Here is a 25452-nt window from a genome sequence, read left to right on the forward strand (position 1 = left end):
GCCGGGCGGGCGCCCGGACGGTCGCCACCGCACGAGGAGCTGACGGGGCGTCAGATCGGCGCTACCGTTGCCCTCATGGAGACCATGGAGAGCTCGGAGCCCGTCCAGGAGACCTTCCCGAAGATCATCTCGGTGGACGACCACACGGTCGAACCCCCCGACGTCTGGCGGGACCGGCTCCCGTCCAAGTACCGCGACCGCGGCCCCAGGATCGTCCGCGCGCCCCTGCGGGAAATGTCCTTCCTGGGCGGCAAGTTCGCGCCTGTCATGGGGGAGAAGGGGGAGGAAGGGCCCATCGGGGACTGGTGGATCTACGAGGATCTGCACCGCCCCCTCACCCGCCTCGACACCGCGGTGGGCTACGACAGGGACGAGATCCGGCTCGAAGTCATCACGTACGAGCAGATGCGTCCCGGCTCCTTCTCCGTCCCCGACCGGCTCGCCGACATGGACGTCAACCACGTCCAGTCCGCCCTCTGCTTCCCCACCTTCCCGCGCTTCTGCGGCCAGACGTTCACCGAGGCGAAGGACCGGGAGCTCGGGCTCCTCTCGGTCCAGGCGTACAACGACTGGATGGTGGAGGAATGGTGCGGCCCCGAGGCGCACGGACGCCTCATACCCCTCACCCTCATCCCCCTCTGGGACGCCGAGCTCGCGGCCGCGGAGGTGCGCAGGAACGCCGCGCGCGGGGTGCGGGCGGTCGCCTTCTCCGAGATCCCGCCCCACCTCGGGCTGCCCTCCATCCACACCGACGCGTGGGACCCCTTCCTGCGCGCCTGCGACGAGACCGGCACGGTCGTCGCCATGCACATCGGCTCCTCCAGCAGGATGCCGTCCACGTCGGCGGACGCGCCGCCCGCCGTCGGCTCCACCATCACCTTCGCCAACTGCTGCTTCTCGATGGTCGACTGGCTGATGAGCGGCAAGTTCGAACGCTTCCCGAACCTCAAGGTCATGTACGCGGAGGGGCAGATCGGCTGGATCCCCTACATCCTGGAGCGGGCGGACGTCGTCTGGGAGGAGAACCGGGGGTGGGGCGGGGTCGCCGACAAGGTGACGCGGCCGCCGTCCGAGCTCTTCGCGTCGCACGTCTTCGGGTGCTTCTTCGACGACGCGTTCGGGCTGCTGAACCTCGACTCCATCGGGGTGGGGAACGTCCTGTACGAGACGGACTATCCGCACTCCGACTCCACCTGGCCGAAGTCGCGGGAGGTCGGTGAGAGCCAGATGGGTCACCTGGCTCCCGAGGTCGTCGACCGCATCGTCCGCCGCAATGCGATTGATCTTCTGGGCTTGACGGAGGCAGGCCTCTGGCCCGGGGCGTGAGAGGGGCGCCCCCTCTTGGCTCACTGCCCGGCGCCGCGCCGCCCTGCGGGGGCGGGGGCGGGTGGGTGTGGTTGCCCCGCGCCGCCCCGCGGGGGCAGGGGCGGGTGGGCGGGTCTTCCCCGCGCCGTCCCTCCCGGGTAGGAGCCTCAAGCCCGCCGCTTCGCGGCGGATGTCTCCCACCCACCCACCCGTTTGCCCCGCGCCGTTCTGCGGGAGTAGGGGCGGGTGGGTGGGTGTGCCCCGCGCCGTTCTGCGGGAGTGTGGGCGGGTGGGCGGGTGCGGCCCGTGACGTCCTGCGGAGCAGGGACGGGTGGTGGGGCCTCCGCGGCGGCCGTCGGAATGGGGCGGGTGGGTGGGGTTCCCTGCGGCGGTCCGTTGGGCGGGGACGCAGCCTCCGCCGGCCGGGCCGGGAGGTTTCCGCGACGGCCCCGCGGAGCGGGAGCGCAACCCCCACCGGGCCGGTACCCGCGAGCGCGCCGGAGGGGACGTGGGGGTATGTGCGAACGGAGCAGCGAGCGCACATCGGCGTCTTTGTCCGTGTGCCGCGGCGCAGGGATGGCGAGTACGCACATACCCCCGCGGCCCCGCCCCCAGGCGAGCAGTGGGCGCGGACACAAGCCCCCACCCTCCCCGCCCCCGCGAGGGGTTGTCTGACGAGGCGTCAGGCACCACCATGGCGGCAGCCGTCCACTGACGGGCCGTCAGGTCCAGAGCCAGGGAAAGTGGGGTGCCCGTGCTCCGCTACGGGATGCAGTTGCCGGTCCAGTCACAGAGCTTGCTGTACGCCGAACCATGGGAAGCCGAAGCCACCCCGGAAGACCTCATAGAGATCGCCCGTACCGCAGACCAGACCGGCTTCGCCTACATCGCCACCTGCGACCACGTCGCCATCCCCCGCCGACTCGCCCCCGCGATGGGCACCGTCTGGTACGACCCCGTCGCCACCCTCGCCCACCTCGCCGCCGTCACCACCCACGTCCGCCTCCTCAGCCACGTCGCCATCGTCGGCCTGCGCCACCCCCTCCTCTCCGCCAAGCAGTACGCCACCCTCGACCACCTCAGCGGCGGCCGCCTGATCCTCGGGGTCGGCGCCGGTCACGTACAGGAGGAGTTCGAGGCGCTCGGCGTCGACTTCGCACGCCGCGGCCCGATCCTCGACGAGACGATCGACGCCCTGCGGGCGGCCCTCGGCCCGGAGGAGTATCCCGAGCATCACGGCCGGCGATACGACTTCCGCGACCTGGGCCAGCGGCCCCGCCCCGCCCAGCCCCGCGTCCCCCTCTGGATCGGCGGCTCCTCACCCGCCGCCGTCCGCAGGGCGGCCACCCGCGGCGACGGCTGGCTGCCGCAGGGCGACCCCCGCGACGCGCTGCCCGCGCAGATCGCCCGGCTCAAGCGGCTGCGCGAGGAGGCGGGCGTCGAGGAACCGGTCACCGTCGGCGCGATCACCGAGGCGCTGTACGTGGGAGAGCCGGCCCACCCCGTGGGCCACCGCACGCTCTCCGGAAAGCCGGACGCCCTCGCCGAGTCCCTGCGCGAGTACGCCGCGATGGGCGTCGACCAGATCCAGGTGCGCTTCCGCAGCCGCACCCGTACCGAACTCACCGACCAGATGGCGGCATTCGCCGCGGACGTGGCCCCGCACCTCAACGACTGACGCGACTGACCCGACAGCAAGGAGCACGGCATGGGCAAGCTCGACGGCCGCGTCATCATCGTGACCGGCGCCGCGCGCGGACAGGGCGAGCAGGAGGCGCGCCTCTTCGTGGAGGAGGGAGCGCGCGTCGTCGTCGCCGACGTACTCGACGAACAGGGCGAGGCGCTCGCCAAGGAGCTGGGTGAGGACTCCGCGGCCTACGTCCACCTGGACGTAGGAGTGGAGGCGGACTGGCAGGCCGCCACAGCGGCCGCGAAGGACGCCTTCGGCAAGGTCGACGGGCTCGTGAACAACGCCGGCATCCTCCGGTTCAACGAGCTCGTCAGCACCCCGCTCGAAGAGTTCAAGGAGATCATCCAGGTCAACCAGATCGGCTGTTTCCTCGGCATCCGCACCGTCGCGCCGGAGATCGGCGCCGCGGGCGGCGGCACGATCGTGAACACGGCCTCGTACACGGCCCTGACGGGCATGGCGTACGTGGGCGCGTACGCCGCGACCAAGCACGCCATCCTGGGCCTCACCCGGGTCGCCGCCCTGGAGCTGGCCGCCAAAAACATCCGCGTCAACGCCGTGTGCCCGGGGGCCGTCGACACCCCCATGACCAACCCCGCGCAGCTGGACCCCACCGCCGACCCCACCGCGGCGCGGGAAGCCGTCGCGGAGCTCTACAAGAAGCTGGTGCCGCTCGGGCGGATCGGCCGGCCGCAGGAGGTGGCGGCGCTCGCGCTCTTCCTGACGGGGGACGACTCGGCGTACATCACGGGGCAGCCGTTCGTCGTGGACGGCGGTTGGCTCGCCGGGGTGAGCGTTATCTGACGCGCCGTCATGCACGGACCCCGACAAAGCTCCCCGACCCTTGACGCCCCTCCCCCGCCGATGGAACAGTCGACGCATCCCAATCTGACGGCTCGTCAGAAACCGTCAGACTCTCACGAGGACGGTGAACCTCAGTGGAATTCGGTCTCTTTGTACAGGGATACGTGCCCGCCCAGCGGGCCAAGGTCGACCCCGAAGCGGAGCACAAGGCGCTCATCGAGGAGACCGAGTACGTCATCCAGGCGGACAAGTCCGGCTTCAAATACGCCTGGGCCTCCGAACACCACTTCCTGGAGGAGTACTCACACCTCTCCGCCAACGACGTCTTCCTCGGCTACCTCGCCCACGCGACCGACCGCATCCACCTCGGCTCCGGCATCTTCAACCCGCTCGCGCCCGTGAACCACCCGGTGAAGGTCGCCGAGAAGGTCGCCATGCTCGACCATCTCTCCGAGGGCCGCTTCGAGTTCGGGACGGGGCGCGGTGCCGGTTCGCACGAGATCCTCGGCTTCATGCCGGGCATCACGGACATGAACCACACCAAGGAGATCTGGGAAGAGACCATCGCCGAATTCCCCAAGATGTGGCTCCAGGACGAGTACGTCGGCTTCCAGGGCAAGCACTGGTCGCTGCCGCCCCGCAAGGTCCTGCCCAAGCCGTACGGGACGTCGCACCCGGCCATGTGGTACGCCGCCGGGTCCCCCTCCTCGTACGCCATGGCGGGCAAGAAGGGCCTCGGCGTCCTCGGCTTCAGTGTGCAGAAGGTCTCCGACATGGAGTGGGTCGTCGAGTCGTACAAGACGGCCGTGAAGGAGGCCGAGGCGATCGGCGGCTTCGTCAACGACAACGTCATGGTGACGTCCACGGCGATCTGTGCGGAGACGCACGCCAAGGCGGTCGAGATCGCGGTCGGCGGCGGCCTCAACTACCTCCAGTCGCTCCTCTTCCGCTACCACGACACCTTCCCCCGGCCCGAGGGCATCCCCGAGTGGCCCGAGCTGCTCCCCGACTACACCGAGGAGCTCATCGAACTCCTCATCGCCGAGGAGCTGATGATCTGCGGCGACCCGGACGAGGTGCTCACGCAGTGCAAGCGGTGGGAGCAGGCCGGGGCGGACCAGCTCAGTTTCGGGCTGCCGATCGGGATCTCGCCCGAGGACACGAAGAACACGATCCGGCTCATCGGTGAACACGTGATTCCGAAGATCGACACGGATCCCGTCCACCGCACCACGCGATTCCGGCAGGCCGCAGGGGCGTAGTCCCTGATCCCTGACCGCCCCGGCTTCCCCTCCCGGACGGAGGCCGGGGCCCTCGCCGGGCGGGTGGGCGGCTCGGTGGTTGCCGCCACGGGGCTCCGCCCCGGACCCCGTCCATCGCCCTGCGGGCTCGTCCTCAAACGCCGGACGGGCTGAACTCGCCACTCCGAAAGGGGAAGGTCCCGATATGCTCGACCACCTCATCAAGGGCGCGACCGTCGTCGACGGGACCGGCGCCCCCGCGCGCGTCGCCGACGTCGGGATACGGGACGGGCGGATCGCCGTCGTCGCCGAGCCGGGTGCCGTCGCGGAGGAGGCCAGGACCAGTGAGGACGCCCGGGGGCGCGTCCTCGCGCCCGGGTTCGTCGATCCGCACACGCACTACGACGCCCAGCTGTTCTGGGACCCGTACGCGACGCCGTCGCTCAACCACGGCGTGACGACGGTCGCGGGCGGCAACTGCGGGTTCACGCTCGCGCCGCTGCACCCGGACCGGCCCGGCGACGCCGACTACACGCGGCGGATGATGTCGAAGGTCGAGGGCATGTCGCTGGTGGCGCTCGAAGAGGGCGCGCCGTGGTCGTGGAGCTCCTTCGGGGAGTATCTGGACGCACTCGACGGGCGCATCGCCGTCAACGCCGGGTTCATGGTGGGGCACTGCGCGCTGCGCCGGTACGTGATGGGCGCGGACGCCGTCGGGGGGCAGCCGACGCCCGCCCAGCTGGAGGAGATGCTGAGCCTCTTCCACGACGCGATGGACGCGGGTGCCTGGGGGCTCTCCACCACCCAGTCGTCCACGCACTCGGACGGCGACGGGCAGCCGGTCGCCTCCCGGCACGCGAAGCCCGCCGAGCTCCTCGCGCTCTCGCGAGCCGTCGCCGAGCACGAGGGGACGCAGATCGAGGCGATCGTCGCGGGCTGTCTCGACCAGTTCGGGGACGACGAGATCGACCTGCTCGTGGAGATGAGCGCGGCGGCGGGCAGGCCGCTCAACTGGAACGTGCTCACCATCGACGCCGCCGTCCCCGAGCGCGTGCCCCGCCAGCTCGTGCCGAGCGAGCGCGCCCGCAAGGCCGGCGGCCGCGTCGTCGCGCTCACCATGCCGATCCTCACGCCCATGAACATGTCGCTCGGCACGTTCTGCGCCCTCAACCTCATCCCGGGCTGGGGCGACATCCTCGGCCTGCCCGTGCCCGAGCGGATCGCGAAGCTGCGCGACCCGCAGGTGCGCGCGGAGATGCTGCGGCGCGCCGGCAGCAAGGAGGCGGGCGTCTTCCGGCGGCTCGCCCGCTTCGACCGGTACGTCATCGGAGACACGTACTCCGAGGCGAACCAGGGCCTCACCGGGCGCGTCGTGGGCGACATCGCGGCCGAGCGCGGACAGGAGCCGTTCGAGTGCCTGGTCGGGATCTGCGCGGCCGACGACCTGCGCACCGTCCTGTGGCCGATGCCCACCGACAACGACCCCGACTCGTGGGCCCTGCGCGCCGAGACGTGGCGGCACGAGGACGTCCTGCTGGGCGGCTCCGACGCGGGCGCGCACCTGGACCGCATGTGCGGGGCGCCGTACACGACGCGCTTCATCGGCGACTGCCTGCGCGGCCGCAAACTGGTCGGCCTCGAACAGGCCGTCAAGATGCTCACCGACGACCCGGCCCAGCTCTTCGGGCTGCGCGAGCGCGGCCGGATCGCCGAGGGCTACCACGCCGACCTCGTCCTCTTCGACCCCGAGCGGATCGACGCGGGCAAGGCCACCCTCGTCCATGACCTGCCCGGCGACAGCCCGCGCCTGGACTCCAAGGCGATCGGCGTCAACGCGGTCTGGGTCAACGGCGTCGAGACGATCCGCGAGGACGTGGTGACCGGCGCGGTGCCGGGCAAGGTGCTGCGCTCGGGGCGCGACACCAGGACGGTGAGCACGAAATGAACGTGCGCCGGAGCCTGTTCATCGGCGGCGAGTGGGTGGAACCCGCCCACGGCCACCACGAGGTGGTGAACCCGGCCACCGAGCAGGTCGTCGGCCTCGCCCCCGAGGCGAGCGCCGAGCAGGTCCTCGCGGCCGCGGCGGCGGCCCGCGAGGCCTTCGCGAGCTGGTCCCGCACGGCGCCCGAGGAGCGCGCGGCGGTGCTGTCCCGGGCCGCCGCGATCCTGCGCCGCGACTCCGCCGCGTACGCCGAACTCGCACAAGCCGAGAGCGGTGCCACGACCGCGACGGCGCACGGCATGCAGGTGGCGGTGGCGGTGGCGCGCTTCGAGCGGTACGCGAAGGGGGCGCTGGAACCGGTCGAGTCGGCGCTCCCGCCGCAGATCAACGAGGCGGGACCCATGGGGAGGGCGGGCGTCATGGGGGCGCTCGCCGTCCGCCGCCCGGTCGGCGTCGTCACCTGCATCACGTCCTACAACAACCCGTGGGCCAACCCGGCGGGCAAGGTGGCACCGGCCCTGGCGATGGGCAACACGGTCGTCGTGAAGCCCGCGCCGCAGGACCCCCTCTCCGTGTACGGGATGGCGGCGGCCCTGGAGGAGGCGGGCGTCCCGCCCGGCGTGGTGAACGTCGTCTCCGGCACCGACATGGCCGTCGGCGAGGCGGCCGTCGCCTCCCCCGACGTGGACATGGTGAGCTTCACCGGTTCGACGGCCGTCGGCCAGCGCATCGGCGAGGTGTGCGGCCGCGCCATGAAGCGGCAGCTCATGGAGCTCGGCGGCAAGGGCGCGGCGATCGTCCTCGACGACGCGGACCTCGACGCGGCGGTGGCGGGCATCGGCACGACGTTCTCCTTCTACAGCGGCCAGATCTGCACGGCCCCGACACGCGTGATCGCCCACCGGTCCATCTACGAACCCCTGCTGGAGAAGCTGACGGCCTACGCCACCCACCTGAAGGTCGGCGACCCGACCGAACGGGGAACGGTGGTCGGCCCGGTGATCTCCGCGGCCCACCGCGACCGCATCGAGGCATACGTCGAGGACGGCCGCAAGGAGGGCGCCCGCGTCCTCACAGGCGGCACCCGCCCCCCACTCCCCACCGGCTTCTACGTCACCCCCACCCTCCTCGCCGACTGCACCCCCGACATGCGGGTGGTCCGCGAGGAGATCTTCGGCCCGGTGGTCTCCGTCGTCCCCTTCGACGCCACGACCCCGGACGAGACCGAGGAAACAGCGATCACCCTCGCCAACGACAGCGACTACGGCCTCATCGACTACGTCTGGTCCACCGACGTGGCCCGCGCCTTCCGCGTCGCCGCCCGCCTGCGAGCGGGCGGCGTCGGCGTCAACACGATCGGCCGCAACATGGAGGCCCCGTTCGGCGGCTTCAAGAAGAGCGGAGTCGGCCGAGACGTGGGCTCCTACGCCCTGCACGCGTACAGCGAACTGCAATCGCTGGTGTGGCCGGGGTGAGGGGCCGGCCGGTCTAGTCCCCCAGGAAGATCGGATTCGTGAACGCGCACAAGGCCCCCGGCAGACCCGGTGTCGTCGGCGCGTGGCGGACTTCCGCTCTGACGTATGCCGCGTACGACGGTGTCGTGCGCCACTCCAGGGTGCCCGTGCCGGAGGTGGGGAGGGTGGGGCCCGTGTGCAGGACGCCCTGGTCGGTGATGAAGCGGGGGGTGCAGCCGGGGGCGCCCTTGATGTCCAGGCGGACCGTGACGGGGGCGTCGCGGTCGGCGGGGAGGCGGTCGCCGATGGTGGCGTGCCTGCCCTTGCCGCCCGCCGCCGTGAAGGTGAGCTCGACGGATTTCGACTCGGCGACGTAGGAGCGGCCGCGCCGGATGCCGTCCTGGATGGCCTCGCGGGTCAGGTCGTCGGCGAGGACGACGGTCTGCGGGCCGCCGATGCGGTCGGGGTCGCGGTGTGCGTCGCTGTTGCCCATGGCGGGGATCCACGGCCGGCGCCCGCCGCGCACCGACGTGACGAGCATGCTGTCCCAGTCGGCGAGGGAGACCTCGTCGTCGGGTGTGTACGTGCCGTTCCACACCTCGACCGCGTCCGCCTCGCCGAAGCCGAACTTCCAGTTGCAGCCGACGCAGGTGGCGTGCGGGTGGGCCGGGACGACGAGGCCGCCCGCTTCGCGGATGCGGCGGGCGTACTTGCCGAAGCGGTTGTCGCGGGCGCGGTAGCGCCAGTCGATGAACGTGCCGGGGTCGGTGCCGAGGGCGACGAGGTGGCCGTTGCGCGTCGTCACCTCCTCGCCGAGCATGATCAGGAGGTCGTCGCCCGCGTGCTCCGCCCAGTGGGCGTGCGCCGAGTGCGTGTTGTGCTCGGAGCTGTTGATGAAGTCGAGGCCCGCCGCACGGGCCAGGGCGGCGATCTCGGCGAGGGTGCGCCTGCCGTCCGAGTACACGGAGTGCAGGTGGCAGTCGCCGCGGTACCAGGCGCGGCCGCGGCCCTTCGCGCGCTCCGGCGGGTAGACCGGCTTCGGGGTGCGGCCCGGCGCCCCGTAGGTGAGGGTGATCGTCACCTCGTAGGGGAGACCTTCGGGTGCGACCGTGTAGGGGCCGAGCGCGATGTGCCAGGTGCCCGCGCGGATCCGGCCCGGGAGGTAGCCGGGCGTCGCGTCGTCGGCGCGGATGAAGAACTCCGTGCGGGCGCCGCCGGACCAGCCGCGGAAGCCCTTGCCGCCGAGCTCGGTGCCGCGCTCGTCGAACACGCCGATGTCGAGGGCGTTGCCCTGGGTGCCGGGCGGCACGGCCGGCTTCTGGTAGGTGTACGAGGCGTGGAACTCGCGTACGCCGTCCGGGACTTCCACCGGCAGGTAGACGAAGTCGGGGGAGCCGACGGGCAGCGTGCCGCGCACCGTTCTCGTCTCCTTGCTCCCCGGCGCCCTGTCCCGCCCGGGAGCGCGCCGCTCGGCGCCACTGGCGAAGCTCACACTGCCCAACGTAAGCGCGGCGGCGGCTCCCGTCACGAACAGTCCGCGCCGGTTCGGCCCCTTGTGTGCCGGGTGTTCGGTGTTCTCGCACATGCTGCGGCTCCCCAGGGTGTCGGTGGTGACATGGGTGGTGCGTGCAACCCTGGTATTGAGCCGTGAACTGCGCGGCAAGGGAAGGCGAGTGACGGTTTTCGACCCGGTGGCCGACGGACGCGACCCGGGGGGCAGAGGGGGAGGAGACCGGGCCTGGGAGCCGGGCCCGGTTCAGTGGCAGGTCGTCAGTTGTCGATGACCTTGCCGAGGAGCGGCAGCGCGGGCGCGGCCGAGTCGTCCGTGACGTGCGACTTCTGACGGATCTCGTTGCACTGGAAGGTGCGCGCCTGGTCCAGCACTTCCGCGGGGACGATGACGTCGATGTCCTGAACGGTCGGGCAGACGTCACGGATGACTTCGATGTTCTGCGAGTAGTGGCCGTGCGGCGACTCGTCGGCCATGGCCGACGGGACGGCCATACCGGTCGCGGCCAGGGCCAGCACCGACCCGGCCAGCACCTTCTTGTCCATAGAGCTCATGTTGCCGAGCGCTCCTTCCTGGGATCGCACGGCACCCCCTCCGGGTGCCGACGCCGGGGCCAACTGGCGCACCTTCGCGGAAGTTGCGCGATGAGCGGCGTATTCACCCAGTCGCCGCGTGTGCCTGGAAAATGACCCGGGGGCGTCGGGCGGGCGGTCAGGTGTCTGTCGCGCCCGCCGCCAGCAGTACCTCCACCGTCTCCGGATGCGGGCCCGAAGCGCCCTGGCGGGCCCAGCGCAGGGGCGTGCTCCCTGTGCCGTCGTCCTCGCGGAGGTTCGGGTCGGCGCCGTGCGCGAGGAGTTCGCGGACCGTGTCGACGTGGCCCCAGGCGGCGGCCCCGCACAGCGGCGTGCCGTCGGTGAGGCCGCGGCTCTCGGTGTCGGGCCGGGCGCCCGCCCGCAGCAGGACCCGCACCGTGTCGGCCGCGCCGTGCACCGATGCGGCGTACAGCGGCGTCGTGCCGTCGGCGTCGGGGAGTTCGGGGTCGGCGCCGGCCCGCAGCAGGGCACGGACCGTGCCCGTCACGCCGAGCGACGCGGCGAACACGAGCTCCCTGGTCAGCTTCTTCTGCCGGCGTCTCTTCACGCGGGCCAGGCTAATCAGCGCACGGGCATGGACCAACCGACTTTCCCGGGGTAGGAAGAGTGCCCCGACTTCCGGAGGGCTCCGTGCGCATCTCCGCGACGCTCCATCTGACCGACAGGACGATCACGCCGGTACGCCTGGCACGGGAACTGGAGCGGCGCGGCTTCGCCGGGCTCTACCTCCCCGAGCACACCCACATCCCGGTCCCCCGCGAAACCCCCTATCCGGGCGGTGAACTGCCCCCCGAGTGCGCCCGCATGCTCAGCCCCTTCATCGCGCTCGCCCAGGCCGCCGCCGTCACCGAGCGCATCGCCCTCGGCACGAACATCGCTCTGGTCGCCCAGCACGACCCCATCGACCTCGCCAAGCAGATCGCGACCCTCGACCACCTCTCCGGCGGCCGCGTCACCCTCGGCATCGGCTACGGCTGGAACCGCGAGGAGGCCGAGGACCACGGCGTCCCGTGGCCGCGCCGCAGGGAGTTCGTGCGGGACCGGATGGCGGTCATGCGGGCGCTGTGGGCGGATTTTCCGAAGGCGTACGAGAGCGAGTTCGGCGCCGTACGGGCGAGCGAGGTCCATCCGAAGCCGCAGCGGGTGCCGAGGAAGCGGCTCGCGAAGGGGCCGCTGTTCGGGCCGCGCACGCTCATCGGCGGGGCCGCGGGGCCCGGCCTGTTCGCGCACGTCGCGGAGTACGCGGACGGCTGGATGCCCGTCGGCGGCAGCGGTCTGCGCGAGGCGCTGCCCGTGCTCAGGGCGGCGTGGGCGGACGCGGGCCGCTCGGCCGACGACCTGTACGTGGCGGTGACGGCGGTCGCGCCGGACCCGGGCAAACTCGCGTACTACGAGGGCCTCGGCGTGGACGAGGTGATCGCGCAGCTGCCGCCGGCCGGTGAGGCGGAGGTGTGCACGGCGCTCGACCGGCTCGGACGGTACGTCACGCCGTGAAACCCGGTGTGACGCCTCCCGGCGCGTCCCGCACCCGCGCGGGCGGAAGCATCCGGCGGAGGCAGGTGTTCTCGCTCGTATGCTCGGAGACATGACCAACAGCGCGCAGCCCCCCGCCCCCGGACGACCCACCGCGAACGCCATGCGGCGCGCGCTCAAGCGGGCCAGGGACGGCGTCGCGCTCGACGTGACGGAGGCCGCGGTCCTGCTCCAGGCGCGGGGCGCGGATCTCGACGACCTCACGGCGTCGGCGGCCCGGGTGCGGGACGCGGGGCTCGACGCGGCGGGCCGGCCGGGCGTCATCACGTACTCGAAGAGCGTGTTCATCCCGCTCACCCGGCTCTGCCGCGACAAGTGCCACTACTGCACCTTCGCGACCGTGCCCGGCAAGCTGCGCCGCGACGGCCACGGCATGTTCATGTCCCCGGACGAAGTGCTCGACATCGCGCGGCGCGGCGCCGAACTGGGCTGCAAGGAAGCCCTCATCACCCTCGGCGACAAGCCCGAGGACCGCTGGCCCGAGGCGCGCGAGTGGCTGGAGGCGGAAGGGTACGACGACACCATCGCGTACGTCCGTGCCATCTCGATCCGCATCCTGGAGGAGACGGGCCTGCTCCCGCACCTCAACCCCGGCGTCATGACGTGGACGGACTTCCAGCGGCTCAAGCCCGTCGCGCCCAGCATGGGCATGATGCTGGAGACGACGTCGGAGCGGCTGTGGAGCGAGCCGGGGCAGCCGCACTACGGCTCCCCGGACAAGGAGCCCGCCGTCCGGCTGCGGGTCCTTGAGGACGCGGGCCGCTCGTCCGTCCCCTTCACCAGCGGACTCCTCATCGGGATCGGCGAGACGTACGAGGAGCGCGCCGACTCGCTGTTCGCGCTGCGCCGCGTGGCCCGCTCGTACCACGGGATCCAGGAGCTGATCATCCAGAACTTCCGCGCCAAGCCGGACACGGCGATGCGCGGCATGCCCGACGCGGAGATCGACGACCTGGTCGCCACGATCGCCGTCGCCCGGCACATCATGGGCCCCTCGGGGAACATCCAGGCGCCGCCGAACCTCATCGCGGGCGAGTACGAGCGGCTCATCGGGGCGGGCATCGACGACTGGGGCGGCGTCTCGCCCGTCACCATCGACCACGTCAACCCCGAGAAGCCCTGGCCGCGGCTGGACGAGCTCGCCGAGCGGTCGGCGGCGGCCGGGTTCCGGCTCGCCGAACGGCTCTGCGTGTATCCCGAGTTCGTGCAGCGCGGCGAGCCGTGGCTCGACCCCCGCCTCCTCCCGCACCTGCGCGCACTCGCCGACCCCGGGACCGGCCTCGCCCGGCCCGACGCGGTGGTCGAGGGGCACCCCTGGCAGGAGCCCGACGAGGGGTACGTGGCCTCCTCCGGCCGCACCGACCTGCACGCGACCATCGACACCACCGGCCGCACCTCGGACCGGCGCGAGGACTTCGACGAGGTGTACGGCGACTGGGAGGCCCTGCGCGAACAGGCGGCGCCCGGCATGGTGCCGTCCCGCATCGACGGCGACGTCCGCGCGGCCCTCGCCACGGCCGCCGACGACCCCACGAAACTCACCGACGACGAAGCGCTGGCGCTGCTGCACGCCGACGGGCCCGCGCTCGACGCGCTCTGCTCGGTCGCCGACGACATCCGCAAGACGGTCAACGGCGACGACGTCACGTACATCGTCACCCGCAACATCAACTTCACCAACGTCTGTTACACCGGCTGCCGCTTCTGCGCCTTCGCGCAGCGCAGGACCGACGCCGACGCCTACACGCTCTCCCTGGACCAGGTCGCCGACCGGGCCGCGCAGGCCTGGGACGTCGGCGCCGTCGAGGTGTGCATGCAGGGCGGCATCCACCCCGACCTGCCGGGCACCGCCTACTTCGACATCGCGCGGGCCGTGAAGGAGCGCGTGCCGGGCATGCACGTGCACGCCTTCTCGCCGATGGAGGTCGTCAACGGCGCCACCCGGACCGGCCTGTCGATACGGGAATGGCTCACCGCCGCCAAGGAGGCGGGCCTCGACTCCATCCCCGGGACGGCCGCCGAGATCCTCGACGACGAGGTGCGCTGGATCCTCACCAAGGGCAAGCTGCCCACCGCCACCTGGATCGAGGTCATCAAGACCGCGCACGAGCTGGGCATCCGGTCCAGCTCCACGATGATGTACGGCCATGTGGACCAGCCCAGGCACTGGCTCGGCCACTTCCGCACGCTGGCCGCGATCCAGCAGGAGACAGGTGGCTTCACGGAGTTCGTGACGCTGCCGTTCATCCACACCAACGCGCCCGTCTACCTGGCCGGCATCGCCCGCCCCGGCCCGACCACCCGCGACAACCGCGCGGTCACGGCCATGGCCCGCGTGCTGCTCCACCCGTACATCCCCAACATCCAGACCAGCTGGGTGAAGCTGGGCCAGGAGGGCGCCGCCGAGATGCTCCGGTCCGGCGCGAACGACCTCGGCGGGACACTGATGGAAGAGACCATCTCCCGCATGGCGGGCTCCAGTTACGGCTCGTACCGCTCGATCGAGGACCTCGTCGCCATCGCGGACGCGGCAGGCCGCCCGGCCAAGCCGCGCACGACGCTGTACGGGGAGGTCCCGGAGGAACGGCAGCAAGCGGCGCTGGCCTCGGACGGCCACTTGCCGGAGCTGCTGCCGGTGGTGGAGGGCTGAGGGGCGGGTTCCCCGCGCCCCGTAAGGGGCGCGGGGAACTGCGCGACCAGCCCAAGCGGCGCCGCAGCCGAACACTCAGCCCAAGAGATCAGGCAGCCAAACACTCACCCAGGAAAGCTCTCCCCGAAGTACGTCCCCCTCCACTTGATCTCCGTGCCGTCCGAGCCCCGCTCGGTCGCGCCCAGGCCCGCAGGGCCGAAGGAGACCGCACCCCGCGCAGCGGGACCCGACGGTGAACCCCGCAACACCCACACCGCCCCCGAGTCCGGATGCGCACCGTCCTCACCGGGCGCACCCACCATCAGCTCGGGCCGCCCGTCGCCGGTGAGGTCGGCGAGCCGCAGCGCCCCGCCGAAGCGGTCACCGCGCTCACCGGTGCCCGGCATGCCGGGGGAGTCCTGGCCGAAGAAGCCCGCTCCCACGCCCGTCGGACCGGAGCGGGAGCCGCGCAGCAGCACCACGCCACCCCTGCCACCGTCCTTGCCGGGGACGCCGACCGCGAGCTCCGCACGCCCGTCGCCGTCGACGTCGCCCGCGGCGAGCGCGTCGCCGAACCCGTCGCCGGGCGCGGCGATCCCGGGGATGCCGCGTGTGTCCAGGTCGATGAGGGTGCCCGCCCCCGTGGGGCCCGAAGGTGAGCCGGGCAGCACGCGGAGCTCGCCCTTGCTGTGTTCCAGGCCCTCAGCCACCGCGCCGACCTCCCGGGCGGCGAGGTCGCCGTACCCGTCGCCGTCGACGTCGGCCACGACCCCGGTGCCGTTGTAGACGGGCAGTTCTCTCGGCTCGCGGGCCAGCCCCTTCGAGCGGCCCTTGAAGAAGTAGCCGCGGTCCTGCATCTCCTCGAAGCCCTGGCCGGTGACGACGTCGTCGCGGCCGTCGCCGGTGAGGTCGCCGACGGTGATGGTGCGGGGCGCCTGGCTGTCGCCGTAGGAGGTGAGCGGTGGGGCGTCCGTCCTGCGTGGCTTTCCCGTACGGTCGAACGGCCCGTACCGGACGGTCAGGTCCGCGGCGAGCAGGTCGGCGTCGCCGTCCCCGTCGAAGTCCCCGCCCCGCACACCCGTCGCGGGCACCCGGCTCCCGGTGGTGAGGCCGTCGGGTGAGCCCCACAGGACGGTGCGGCCCGTCGCGAGGTCCGTGTAGCCGTCGCCGTCGAGGTCGCGGGCGACGCTGTCCGTCCCGAACCGCTCCTCGCGCGCCGCGAGTGCTCCCAGCGGCCCCTTCGTCGTACGGTCGACGACCTGCGGGCGCCGGAGGTCCGGCCCCGCACGGCCGCCGTACACGACCGACACGGAGCCCGCGAGCCGCACGCCGTCGACGGTGCCGAGCGGGGCGGGGACGGCCAGATCCGCGTGGCCGTCGCCGTCGAAGTCGGTGACGACGCGCTTGCCGCGCGCCGGGGCGGGCCCCTCGTCGACCTCCCCCGTGCCCCGGCCGAACACGACAGCGCCCGCGATCAGCGCCAGACACGCGCCGGCCGCCCACCAGGGCCACCGGGACCACCGGCGGGGGCGGCGCGACGTGCGCGGCGTGCGCGTCGTCAGCGGCATCCTCGGCCTGCGGCCTCAGCCGGCCAGGTGGTCGCCGAACCGGACGCCCTTGTCGGGGGCGCCGATCGCCGCCGGGCCGAAGGACTTGATGCCCGTGACGGTCAGGCCGCCCGCGGCGCCGCGCAGGTGCCAGACGGCGCCCGAATCGGCGTAGGCGCCGTCCTCCCAGGGGGCGGTCACGGTCAGGTCGGCCCTGCCGTCCTTGTTGGTGTCGGAGAGCAGGACCTGGCTGCCGAACTTGTCGCCCTTCTCGGCGGCGCCCGGCACGCCCTCCGTGGCCTGCTGGAAGGCCTGCGCGCCCGTGCCGGTCAGGCCGGAGCGGGAGCCCTTGAGCAGGACGGAGCTGCCGGCGTCGGCGATCGCGTCGATGTCCTCGCCGGGGATGCCGACGGCGACGTCCGCGTAGCCGTCGCCGTTCACGTCGCCCGCGCTGATGGCGGAGCCGAACTCGTCGCCGTCCTCACCGACGCCGGGGACGCCCGCGGTGTCCTGGGTGATCTTGGCGGTACGCGTGGAGGGTCCGTCCGCGGAGCCGTACCGGACGAGGATCGTGCCCTTCTGGTACGGCATGTCCTCGAAGTTGTCGCCGATGTCGCGGACGATCAGGTCGCCGTAACCGTCCCCGTCGACGTCGCCGACGGCGCCGCCGAGGGAGGGCGCGAGCTGCTGCGAGGCGGTGGCGACGCCGTCCTTGCCGCCCTTCCAGAACTTGCTCCTGTACGCCGATTCCTCGAAGCCGTGGCTGGTGACGATGTCGTCGGCGCCGTCACCGGTGAGGTCGCCCACGACGAAGTCGCCGGGGCCGAAAGTCTGGCTGGTGACGATCTGCTGGCTGTTCGCGGGCTTTCCGTCGCGCGCGAACGGGCCGTACGAGACGGTCATGCCCTGGTCGTCGTTGTCCATCGGGTCCTCGGACGGCGGGTACTCGGCCGTGACCAGGTCCCGCTTGCCGTCGCCGTTGAAGTCCCCTGCGGTGACGTGCGCGCCGTTCGAGGCGAGCTCGGTGCTGCCCTCGCCGGTGAGGCCCTGGGCGGAGCCCCACAGGACGACGGCCTTCTCGCCGCCGCCCGCGACGAGGTCGGTGTAACCGTCGCCGTCGAGGTCCGCGGCGGCCGTGTGGCCGCCGAACCGGTCGCCGTTCTCCGGGGTGCCGGGCACGCCGGGCGTGGCGCGGGTGATGGTCTTGGCGTGCGCGGTGTCGGGGCCCGCGGCCGAGCCGTAGACGACCGAGACCTGGCCGGGCGTGGCGCCGGCGGTGCCGCCCGGCGCGGATATGGCGAGGTCGGCGTATCCGTCGTGGTTGAAGTCGGTGACGGGGGTCTTGGGCGGTACGGGCGCGGCCGCCGCGGAACCCGCGGTGGCGAGGGCGAGCGGGGCCGTGAGCGAGGCGACGGCCACGGCGGCGACGAGAGAGCGGCGCACTGGTCCTCCAGAGAGCGTGTGTCGTGTGAGTGGTCGATATGCGGTATTCGGTGAGGTGCGGGTCAGCTGCCGAGCCGCAGACCGAACTCGGCGTCCTTCTCGGGGGCGCCGAGCTTCACCGGGCTGAGGGTGCTCGCACCGGTGGTGGTCAGGCCGCTCGCGGAGCCGAAGAGGTTCCACAGCGCGCCCGAGTCGGTGTAGGTGCCGTCCTCGCCGGGCGCCGTGGCGGTCAGGTCGGCCTTGCCGTCCTTGTTCAGGTCGGTGAGGGCCACCTGGCGGCCGAAGTCGTCGCCCGACTCGGAGACACCGGGTACTCCGGCGGTGGTCTGGTTGTAGGCGACGGCGCCCTTGCCGGTCATGCCGCCGGCGGCCTTGGAGGCGCCCTTGAGGAGGACGACCGCGCCGGTGCCGGTGCTCGCGTCGAGGCTCTCGCCGGGGACGCCGACGGCGACCTCCGCCCTGCCGTCGCCGTCCACGTCGCCCGCGCTGAGGGAGGCGCCGAACGCGTCGTTCTCCTCGCTCGCGCCGGGGACGCCCGCGGTGGCCTGCGTGATGACCTTCTTGCGCGCGTCGGTCGGGCCCGTCGAGCTGCCGTACTGGATGGTGATGCTGCCCGGCGCGGTGTCGATCACCTCGGTGACGTCCCCGATGTCACGGGTGATCAGGTCGCCGTACCCGTCGCCGTCGACGTCGCCGACGGTGCCGCTGTAGGCCGTGCCGAGCGACTTGGCGGTGTGGGTGACACCGCTCCTGCCGCCCTTCCAGAAGCGCGCGTCGTGCGTCATCTCCTCGAAGCCGTGCGTGGTGACGATGTCGTCGACGCCGTCGCCCGTCAGGTCGCCCGTGATGAAGGAGGCGAGGCCGGAGGGGCCGTCGCTCGTGGTGATGCTGTCCTTCTTGGCGGGCTTGCCGTCGCGGGTGAACGGGCCGTACTGGATGGTCATCCCGGAGACGTCGGGGTCGTCGCTCGGGTCGTCGTTGACGACCAGGTCGCGCTTGCCGTCGCCGTTGAAGTCGCCCGTGGCGAACTCGGAGTTGTTGTAGGGCAGGAGGGTGTCCTTGCCGGTCAGGCCGTCCTTGGAGCCCCACAGGACGGTCGCCTTGTTGCCGTTGTCGTCGCCGCCCGTCACGAGCAGGTCGGTGTACGAGTCGCCGTCCAGGTCGGCGGGGAGCGACTGGTAGCCGAAGGCGAACGTGCCGGTGAGCTCGCCGGGGACGCCCGGGGTGGCCCGGCTGATCAGCTGGTGCTTCCCTGTGCCGGGACCGGAGGCCGTGCCGTACACGACGGAGACGTAGCCCGCCTTCTCGACGCCGTCGACGGTGCCGTGGGGCGCGGCGACCGCGAGGTCGGCGTGTCCGTCGTGGTTGAAGTCGGTCATCGGCGCGCGGGGCGGCTGCGGGGCCGCGGCGGCCGTGCCGGAGGTGACGGAGATCGCGAGCGGTGCGGTGAGGGCGGCGACGGCGATGGCGCTGATGAGTGTGCGGCGGGGCACGGGTCCTCCTGGGGGCAACGTCTGTGACGTAACGGGAGACAGGTGCTCAAGAGGGAAGGTTGTACACCACAGGAACTCCGTTACGAGATCCGGACGTTCGGCTGACGACAGCCGCTGTTCACCTGACGCCGTACGGGTGTGTGACACCACACGGGTGTGCGGCAGACTGGCCGCGGGCCGTGGAGCACGGGAGGGACCGGATGGCGCGGACGAGGGTGTCGATGCAGGAGCTCATCCGGCGCAGACGGCGGGCGGGTTTCGTGGGGCGCCGCGAGGAGCTGCGGCTCTTCCGGGAGAACTTCGACCTGCCGCCGGAGGACGAGCGGCACCGCTTCCTCTTCCACGTGCACGGCCCGGCGGGCGTCGGCAAGTCCTCACTCGTGCGCGAGCTCGGCCAACTGGCGGCGGACCGCGGCGCGTTCGTCGCGTACCTGGACGACGCGGCGCAGGACATACCCGCAGTCCTCGCCGAGACCGCCGCGCAATTCTCCCAGCAGGGTCGCCGGCTGAAGTCCCTGGAGCGTGCTCTCGCCCACCACCGGCAGCGGGCCCACGAGGCCGTCCTGGCCGCCGCCCGCGAACCGTCCGCGCCCGACGTGCCGTCGGCGGGCGGCGCGGCCCTGGCGCGGGCGGGCGCCGTCGGGCTCGGCATGGTGCCGGTCGTGGGCGCCTTCGCCGGACTCGTCGACACCGACCGCGTCGGGCTCGGCGCGGACCGGCTGTGGGCCCGCCTCCGCAGCCAGGAGGACGCGCACCTGGTCCTGGAGCCGGAGCGCGCGCTGACCCCGGCGCTCCTCGCCGACCTGGCCGACGCGGCTGACACCGCGCCGTGGCTCGTACTGCTCTTCGACACGTACGAACGGACGGCACCGTTCCTCGACCGCTGGCTGCACGACGTGATGACGACCGACCGGTACGGGGAACTCCCCGCCAACACCGTCCTGGTCACAGCGGGACAGCGTCCCCTCGACCCGGACCGCTGGGACGACGCCGCCGACTTCGCCGCCGAACTGCCGCTGCACCCCTTCACCGAGACCGAGGCGCGCGGCCTGCTCGCCGCCAGGGGTGTCACCGACGAACCGGTCGTCGCCGAGGTCCTGCGGCTCTCCGGGCGGCTCCCCGTGCTCGTCTCCACACTCGCCGAGACCGGCCCCGCGGCCCCCGCCGACGTCGGCGACCCGAGCGCCACCGCCGTGGAGCGCTTCCTGCGGTGGGAGCCGGACCCGGTGCGGCGCGCGGCGGCCCTGGACTGCGCGCTGCCCCGGCGCCTCGACGAGGAGATCGTGCGGGCCGCCGCGCACCGCGGCGACGACAACCCCGCCGAGCTGTACGCGTGGCTGCGCACCCTGCCGTTCGTGCGGGCCGACCGCAGGGGCACCGCCCGCTACCACGACGTCGTCCGCGCCCCGATGCTCCGCCTGCGCCGCAACACCGCGCCCGAGCTGTGGAGCGCGGGCCACACCAGGATCGCCGAGCTGTACGGGCGACGGCGCGCCGCCCTGGAGGAGGAACTGCGGGGCGCGCCGGGCCGCCCCTGGATGCGCCCCGAGTGGCGTGCGCTGCGCGTCGAGGAGCTGTACCACTCGCTGTGCGCGGGGCCGCGCGCCGCGCTGCCCGGCGCGCTGCGCGAGGGCATCGACGCCTGCCGCGTCGACACGGCGGCGGCCCGCGAATGGGCGCGGGCGGTGGCGGACGCCGCCGAGGACACGGACGCCGAGCAGCTGAGGTCCTGGTCCGACGAGTGCCGGACGGCTCTCGCCGACGACCGCCTCGGCGCGCTGCGGCTGCTCGAACTCTTCCTGTCGCGCGCCGGGTTGGACGACGCGGGCCGCGTCGCCGCGTACAACGCGCACGGTCTGCGGCTCTTCCTCCTCGGCCGGCTGCGCGAGGCCATCGCCGACCACGAGCGCGCCGTCGCCCTCGACCCCACCGACCCCTGGGGCCACCACGGCCTCGCCGTCACCCACCGCGCCCTCGGCGAGTACGAGACGGCGCTCCAGCACCTGGCCGCCGCCGACGAGGTGGTGCCGGGCGCGGAGTGGGTGGCACGCGACCGCGGCGAGACGTACCGCCGCATGGGCCGCCCCGAGGAGGCCCTGCCCTGGCTGGACCGCGCGCACGCCCTCGACCCGCGCGAGCCGCTGACCCTGGGCAGCCGCGGCCAGGTCAAGTTCGTGCTGGGCCGCCCCCGCGAGGCCCTGGACGACCTGGACCGGGCGGTCGACCTGTGGCCCGACTACCCCTGGGCCCTGGCCCGCAGGGCCCGCGTCAGACAGTCCCTCGGCGATCTGGCGGGCGCCTTCGCCGACCTCGACCGCGTCCAGGAACTGGCCCCGGACGCGCCCGGCAACCACGGCGACCGGGGCGACGTCCTGCGCTTCGCGGGCCGCCACGAGGAAGCCGTCGCCGCCTACGACACCGCGATCGCCCTCGACCCGGAGTACGCGTGGGCGTGGGGCAGCAGGGCCCTGTCCCTGGAGGCCCTCGGCCGCACGGACGCGGCACTCGCCTCCCTCGACGAGGCGCTGCGGATCGACCCCGGCTACGGCTGGGCGCGGGAGCAGAAGCAGCGGATTCTGGGGACGGACGCGGGCTGACGGGGGAGACTGGTCCGGAGTACGAGCGGGGGTGCACGAGCGTGCGGAGCGGGGGGATGTGCGATGGCGCCGGCCGACGCGGACGAGCCGTCCATGCAGGAGCTGATACGCCGCAGGAAGCGGGCCGGGTTCATCGGGCGCCGCGGTGAACTCGCGGCGTTCCGTGAGAACTTCGACGTGCCGCCCGCGGACCTGCGCCACCGCTTCCTCTTCCACGTCCACGGCAACGCGGGCGTCGGCAAGACGTCCCTGGTCCACGAGTTGGAACAGGTCGCCCGCGAACGGGGCGCCCTGACCGCGTACGTCGACGAGCGGGTGAGCAGCGTCCCCGAGGCGATGGCCGCGATCAGCGCCGAGTTCGCCCGCCAGGGCCGGCGCTCGAAGGACCTCGACCAGCTGCTCACCACCCACCGCGAGCGCCGCCACGAAGCGGACTCGATACCGGCCGCGCCCCCGCCCGCACCCGGCGAGGCCCCGGCGCCGCCCGCCCCGTCCGCGGCCGGTCTGACGGCCGCCCGCGCGAGCCTCGTCGGGCTCGGCATGGTGCCCGGCGTCGGCGCCCTCGCGGGGGCCGTCGACCCGGCGCAGCTCGCACAGGGCGCGGACCGGCTGCGCGCCGGCCTCAGCGCGCGCTTCCGCAACCAGGAGGACGTCCAACTGGTCCTCGCCCCCGAGCGCGTCCTCACCCCGGTCCTCCTGAAGGAACTGGCGCAGGCCGCGAAGTCGGTGCCGTGGATCGTGCTGTTCTTCGACACGTACGAACGGACGGCGCCGTTCCTCGACGGCTGGCTGCACGAGGTGATGACGACGGAGCGGCACGGCGCGCTGCCCGCCAAGGTCGTCGTGGTCACCGCGGGCCAGCGGCCGTTCGACACCGCACGCTGGGGCGGCTACGCGGACTGCGTGGCGGACGTCCCCCTCGGCCCCTTCACCGAGCAGGAGTCCCGCGGCCTCCTCGCGGGCAAGGGCGTCGTCGCGGAACCGGTCGTCGAGGAGGTCCTGCGGCTCTCGGGCGGCCTGCCCGTCCTCGTCTCCACCCTCGCCGAGAACCGCCCCGCCGACCCGGACGACGTGGGCGACCCGAGCGCGACGGCCGTGGAGCGCTTCCTGAAGTGGGAGCAGGACCCGGTGCGCCGCGCCGCCGCCCTGGCGTGCGCGCTGCCGAGGCGGCTCGACGCGGACGTGGTCGCGGCGGCCGTGGAGGGCGTCTGCCCGGCGGCGGACGTGCCCGGTGTCTACGCCTGGCTGCGGGGCCTGCCGTTCGTCAGCGACCGGGGCGACCGGCTCCAGTACCACGACGTGGTGCGCGCGCCGATGCTGCGCCTCCAGCGGCACCGCTCGCCGCGCGGCTGGGCGGAGCTGCACGGCCTGCTCGCGCAGGCGTACGCGCGGTGGCGCGCGGAGGCCGCGCCGGGCCCCGCGGCGCGCGAGTGCTGGGGCGACGAGCAGTGGCGTGAGCTGCGGCTCGCCGAGTCGTACCACCTGCTGTGCGGGTCGCCCCGCAGTGCGCTCCCGGTCGTCCTGCGGGACGTCGTCGACGCGTGCGACGCGGACGCGGCGGTGGCCCGCCGGTGGGCGCAGCTGCTGGTGGACGCGGGGGCGGACACGGAGTCCGTGCGGATCGGGGAGTGGGGCCGCGACCTGCTGCGCGCGCTGGCGGACGGCGGGGGTCCGGCGGCCCTGCAACTCCTCATCGAGCGCGCCGGGTTCGACGTGCGGGGGCAGGCGCAGGCGCGGCTGGTCCGCGGCCGCGACCTGCGGGAGAGCGGCGCGTACGCCGAGGCGCTCGCCGAGTACGACCGGGCCATCGCGCTCGATCCCGGGCTGGAGCGGGCGTACTACGGAAAGGGCGTCACCTACTGGTACATGGACCAGGAGGAGACCGCGCTCGCCGCCCTCGACCGCGCGGTGGAGCTCGCGCCGGGCGACGCCAGGAACCACGCGATGCGCGGCGAGGTCCGCCGCGTCCTGAGCCGCTTCGAGGAGGCCGTCGAGGACCTGGACCGGGCGCTGGAGCTCGACCCGTCGGACGTGGAGGCGCTGGGCAGCCGGGGCACCGCCCACTACGCGCTGGGGCGGGACGAGGAGGCCCTGGCCGACCTCGACCGCGCCCTGCGGCTCACGCCGGACTACGCGTGGGCGCTGGTCTTCCGGGCCGCGGTGCGGGTCAACCGGGACGAGTACGACCAGGCGCTCGCGGACTGCGACCGCGCCGTCGAGCTGGCCCCCGAATCGGCCTGGGTCGTGTGGAGCCGGGCCGACGTCCTGCGCTCGGCGGGCCGGCAGCGGGACTCCCTGGCGGACTACCACAGGGCGCTCGAACTCGACGCCGAGTACTGGTCGGCGTACGCGGGCCGCGGCGTGGCCCGGCACCATCTGGGGCAGCTCCCCGAGGCGCTCGCCGACCTCGACAAGGCCGTGGAGCACGACCCGGAGTACGCCTGGGTGCGGGCCCGCCGCGGCATGCTGCTGCACGACATGGAGGAGTACGAGCGGGCCCTCGCGGACGAGGACCTGGCGGTCGGCCTGTCACCCGACTCCGACTGGATGCACTACCGCCGCGCCGAGACGCTCTTCGCCCTGAAGCGGTACGAAGAAGCCCTCGCCGAGCTGGACCGGGCGCTCGAACTGGACCCCGTGTACACGGCGGCGCTCTGCCGCCGGGGCGTCACCCTGCACCGGCTGCGGCGCTACGACGAGGCCTTCGCCGACCTGGACCGCGCCGTCGCGCTCGACCCCGGCAACACCTGGGCCCTGTACTTCCGGATCAGGCTCACTCTCGCCACCGGCAGGACCGACCGGGCCCTGGCCGACCTCGCCGCCTACGCCGAGAGCGGCGGGGACGCGGACTGGGCCCGCCTGCGCGTCGCGGAACTGCGCCTGTGGCAGGGCGATGCGGCCGGTGCGCTGGCCGCGCTGCCACCCCAGGTGGCGGGCGGTGCGGCGAGTGGGGACACCGGCGCGGAGGAGCTGGCGCAGGTGTACTGCCGGGCCGGTCTGTGGGCGCCCGCCCGCGCGGCAGCGGAGCGCCTGCGCGCACTCGACGACGAGGTCGGCACGGTGCTGCTCGCCGTCGTGGAGACCTGCGCCGGGGACACGGCCGCCGCCGCGTCCCTGTGGCGCCGGGTCGCCGAGCTGGTCGAGACCCCGGCCGCGGACCCCGCCTGGCGCGACTACGGACACGCCCTGGTCGCGATCGCCGGAGGCGACTGGACCGCCGCGGACACCCGCCTCGCGCGCGTCCTCGGCCCGGTCCTGCCGGATCTCGAGTGGGACGACCTGGCCGAGATGGTCTCCCACCTGACGAATCTCTCCCTCTCCCCGGCCGTCGACCGCACCCGCCTGGCACCCCGCCTCGCCCGCCTCACCGAGGCGCGGGACGCCTTCCGGGCACGCCACGCGGAGCCCGTCGGAACCGGACCCGCAGCCACCGGGAACATCCGCGTTCCGTAGCGGCTGCGAAGCTCGCGTGAACGCGCGTGAACGTCGCCCAAACTCGCCGGAGCTCGCGTGAACGTCGCTCAAAAGCGACCTCCAGGGCGACTCCGCGCATACCACTTGGTGCCTGAAGCGACCGTTCCTGTTCGATTACAGTGCTGCGCAGTCGCAACCGGTCGAGGTGCGGGGGTCGAGGCGCGACGAGGGACGTCAGCGCACGTCACCGCACGTCA

Annotated in this window: 16 protein-coding genes; 10 read left to right on the forward strand and 6 right to left on the reverse strand. The window is 73.1% G+C overall.

The features are described from left to right. The first annotated feature begins 75 nt into the window (after positions 1-75). The 6 genes from ACZ4Z4_RS13440 (at position 76) to ACZ4Z4_RS13465 (ending at position 8457) form a co-directional block, all read left to right on the forward strand. Positions 76-1326, forward strand: coding sequence for an amidohydrolase family protein (locus ACZ4Z4_RS13440; RefSeq protein WP_468326451.1), 1251 nt, complete (start codon positions 76-78; stop codon positions 1324-1326). A gap of 748 nt (positions 1327-2074) precedes the next feature. Next, positions 2075-2983, forward strand: coding sequence for an LLM class F420-dependent oxidoreductase (locus ACZ4Z4_RS13445; RefSeq protein WP_468326875.1), 909 nt, complete (start codon positions 2075-2077; stop codon positions 2981-2983). 30 nt (positions 2984-3013) lie between these two features. Continuing rightward, positions 3014-3799 carry an SDR family NAD(P)-dependent oxidoreductase gene (locus ACZ4Z4_RS13450; protein WP_468326453.1) on the forward strand — a complete coding sequence of 262 codons (786 nt, stop codon included), beginning with the start codon at positions 3014-3016 and terminating at the stop codon, positions 3797-3799. Positions 3800-3933: 134 nt separating this feature from the next. Next, the gene (locus ACZ4Z4_RS13455; protein ID WP_468326455.1) at positions 3934-5061 is read left to right on the forward strand and encodes an LLM class flavin-dependent oxidoreductase; all 1128 of its coding nucleotides are present in this window, start codon (positions 3934-3936) and stop codon (positions 5059-5061) included. A gap of 184 nt (positions 5062-5245) precedes the next feature. Continuing rightward, positions 5246-6985 carry an N-acyl-D-amino-acid deacylase family protein gene (locus ACZ4Z4_RS13460; RefSeq protein ID WP_468326456.1) on the forward strand — a complete coding sequence of 580 codons (1740 nt, stop codon included), beginning with the start codon at positions 5246-5248 and terminating at the stop codon, positions 6983-6985. Beyond that, positions 6982-8457, forward strand: coding sequence for an aldehyde dehydrogenase family protein (locus tag ACZ4Z4_RS13465; protein WP_468326457.1), 1476 nt, complete (start codon positions 6982-6984; stop codon positions 8455-8457). Before ACZ4Z4_RS13460 ends, ACZ4Z4_RS13465 begins: the two co-directional genes overlap by 4 nt. 13 nt (positions 8458-8470) lie before the next feature. Here ACZ4Z4_RS13465 and ACZ4Z4_RS13470 read toward each other — a convergent pair whose 3' ends face one another. The 3 genes from ACZ4Z4_RS13470 to ACZ4Z4_RS13480 all read right to left on the reverse strand — a co-directional run bounded on the left by ACZ4Z4_RS13470 (position 8471) and on the right by ACZ4Z4_RS13480 (position 11086). Beyond that, positions 8471-10021: a CehA/McbA family metallohydrolase gene (locus tag ACZ4Z4_RS13470; protein WP_468326459.1), complete on the reverse strand. Its 1551-nt coding sequence runs from the start codon at positions 10019-10021 to the stop codon at positions 8471-8473. 185 nt (positions 10022-10206) lie between these two features. Next, positions 10207-10500, reverse strand: coding sequence for a hypothetical protein (locus ACZ4Z4_RS13475; protein WP_468326461.1), 294 nt, complete (start codon positions 10498-10500; stop codon positions 10207-10209). Positions 10501-10657: 157 nt separating this feature from the next. Then, positions 10658-11086 carry an ankyrin repeat domain-containing protein gene (locus ACZ4Z4_RS13480; protein ID WP_468326463.1) on the reverse strand — a complete coding sequence of 143 codons (429 nt, stop codon included), beginning with the start codon at positions 11084-11086 and terminating at the stop codon, positions 10658-10660. Between the two features lie 83 nt (positions 11087-11169). Here ACZ4Z4_RS13480 and ACZ4Z4_RS13485 point away from each other — a divergent pair, with 83 nt between their 5' ends. Both ACZ4Z4_RS13485 and ACZ4Z4_RS13490 read left to right on the forward strand, forming a co-directional pair. Beyond that, positions 11170-12033 carry a TIGR03619 family F420-dependent LLM class oxidoreductase gene (locus ACZ4Z4_RS13485; protein WP_468326876.1) on the forward strand — a complete coding sequence of 288 codons (864 nt, stop codon included), beginning with the start codon at positions 11170-11172 and terminating at the stop codon, positions 12031-12033. 91 nt (positions 12034-12124) lie between these two features. Beyond that, positions 12125-14722 (forward strand): bifunctional FO biosynthesis protein CofGH, encoded by a 2598-nt coding sequence (locus ACZ4Z4_RS13490; RefSeq protein ID WP_468326465.1) that lies wholly within the window; start codon positions 12125-12127, stop codon positions 14720-14722. 104 nt (positions 14723-14826) lie between these two features. Here ACZ4Z4_RS13490 and ACZ4Z4_RS13495 read toward each other — a convergent pair whose 3' ends face one another. The 3 genes from ACZ4Z4_RS13495 to ACZ4Z4_RS13505 all read right to left on the reverse strand — a co-directional run bounded on the left by ACZ4Z4_RS13495 (position 14827) and on the right by ACZ4Z4_RS13505 (position 19184). Further along, positions 14827-16269 (reverse strand): FG-GAP-like repeat-containing protein, encoded by a 1443-nt coding sequence (locus ACZ4Z4_RS13495; protein WP_468326467.1) that lies wholly within the window; start codon positions 16267-16269, stop codon positions 14827-14829. A gap of 15 nt (positions 16270-16284) precedes the next feature. Next, positions 16285-17691: an FG-GAP-like repeat-containing protein gene (locus tag ACZ4Z4_RS13500; RefSeq protein WP_468326469.1), complete on the reverse strand. Its 1407-nt coding sequence runs from the start codon at positions 17689-17691 to the stop codon at positions 16285-16287. 62 nt (positions 17692-17753) lie between these two features. Beyond that, on the reverse strand, positions 17754-19184 hold the full coding sequence (locus ACZ4Z4_RS13505) for an FG-GAP-like repeat-containing protein (protein ID WP_468326471.1): 1431 nt from the start codon (positions 19182-19184) through the stop codon (positions 17754-17756). A 200-nt stretch (positions 19185-19384) separates the two neighbouring features. Here ACZ4Z4_RS13505 and ACZ4Z4_RS13510 point away from each other — a divergent pair, with 200 nt between their 5' ends. Together ACZ4Z4_RS13510 and ACZ4Z4_RS13515 are read left to right on the forward strand one after the other, a co-directional pair. Then, positions 19385-21781: a tetratricopeptide repeat protein gene (locus tag ACZ4Z4_RS13510; RefSeq protein ID WP_468326473.1), complete on the forward strand. Its 2397-nt coding sequence runs from the start codon at positions 19385-19387 to the stop codon at positions 21779-21781. A gap of 63 nt (positions 21782-21844) precedes the next feature. Then, positions 21845-25234 carry a tetratricopeptide repeat protein gene (locus tag ACZ4Z4_RS13515; protein ID WP_468326474.1) on the forward strand — a complete coding sequence of 1130 codons (3390 nt, stop codon included), beginning with the start codon at positions 21845-21847 and terminating at the stop codon, positions 25232-25234. The last annotated feature ends 218 nt before the right edge of the window (positions 25235-25452 follow it).

Source organism: Streptomyces sp. NPDC030245, assembly GCF_055572995.1.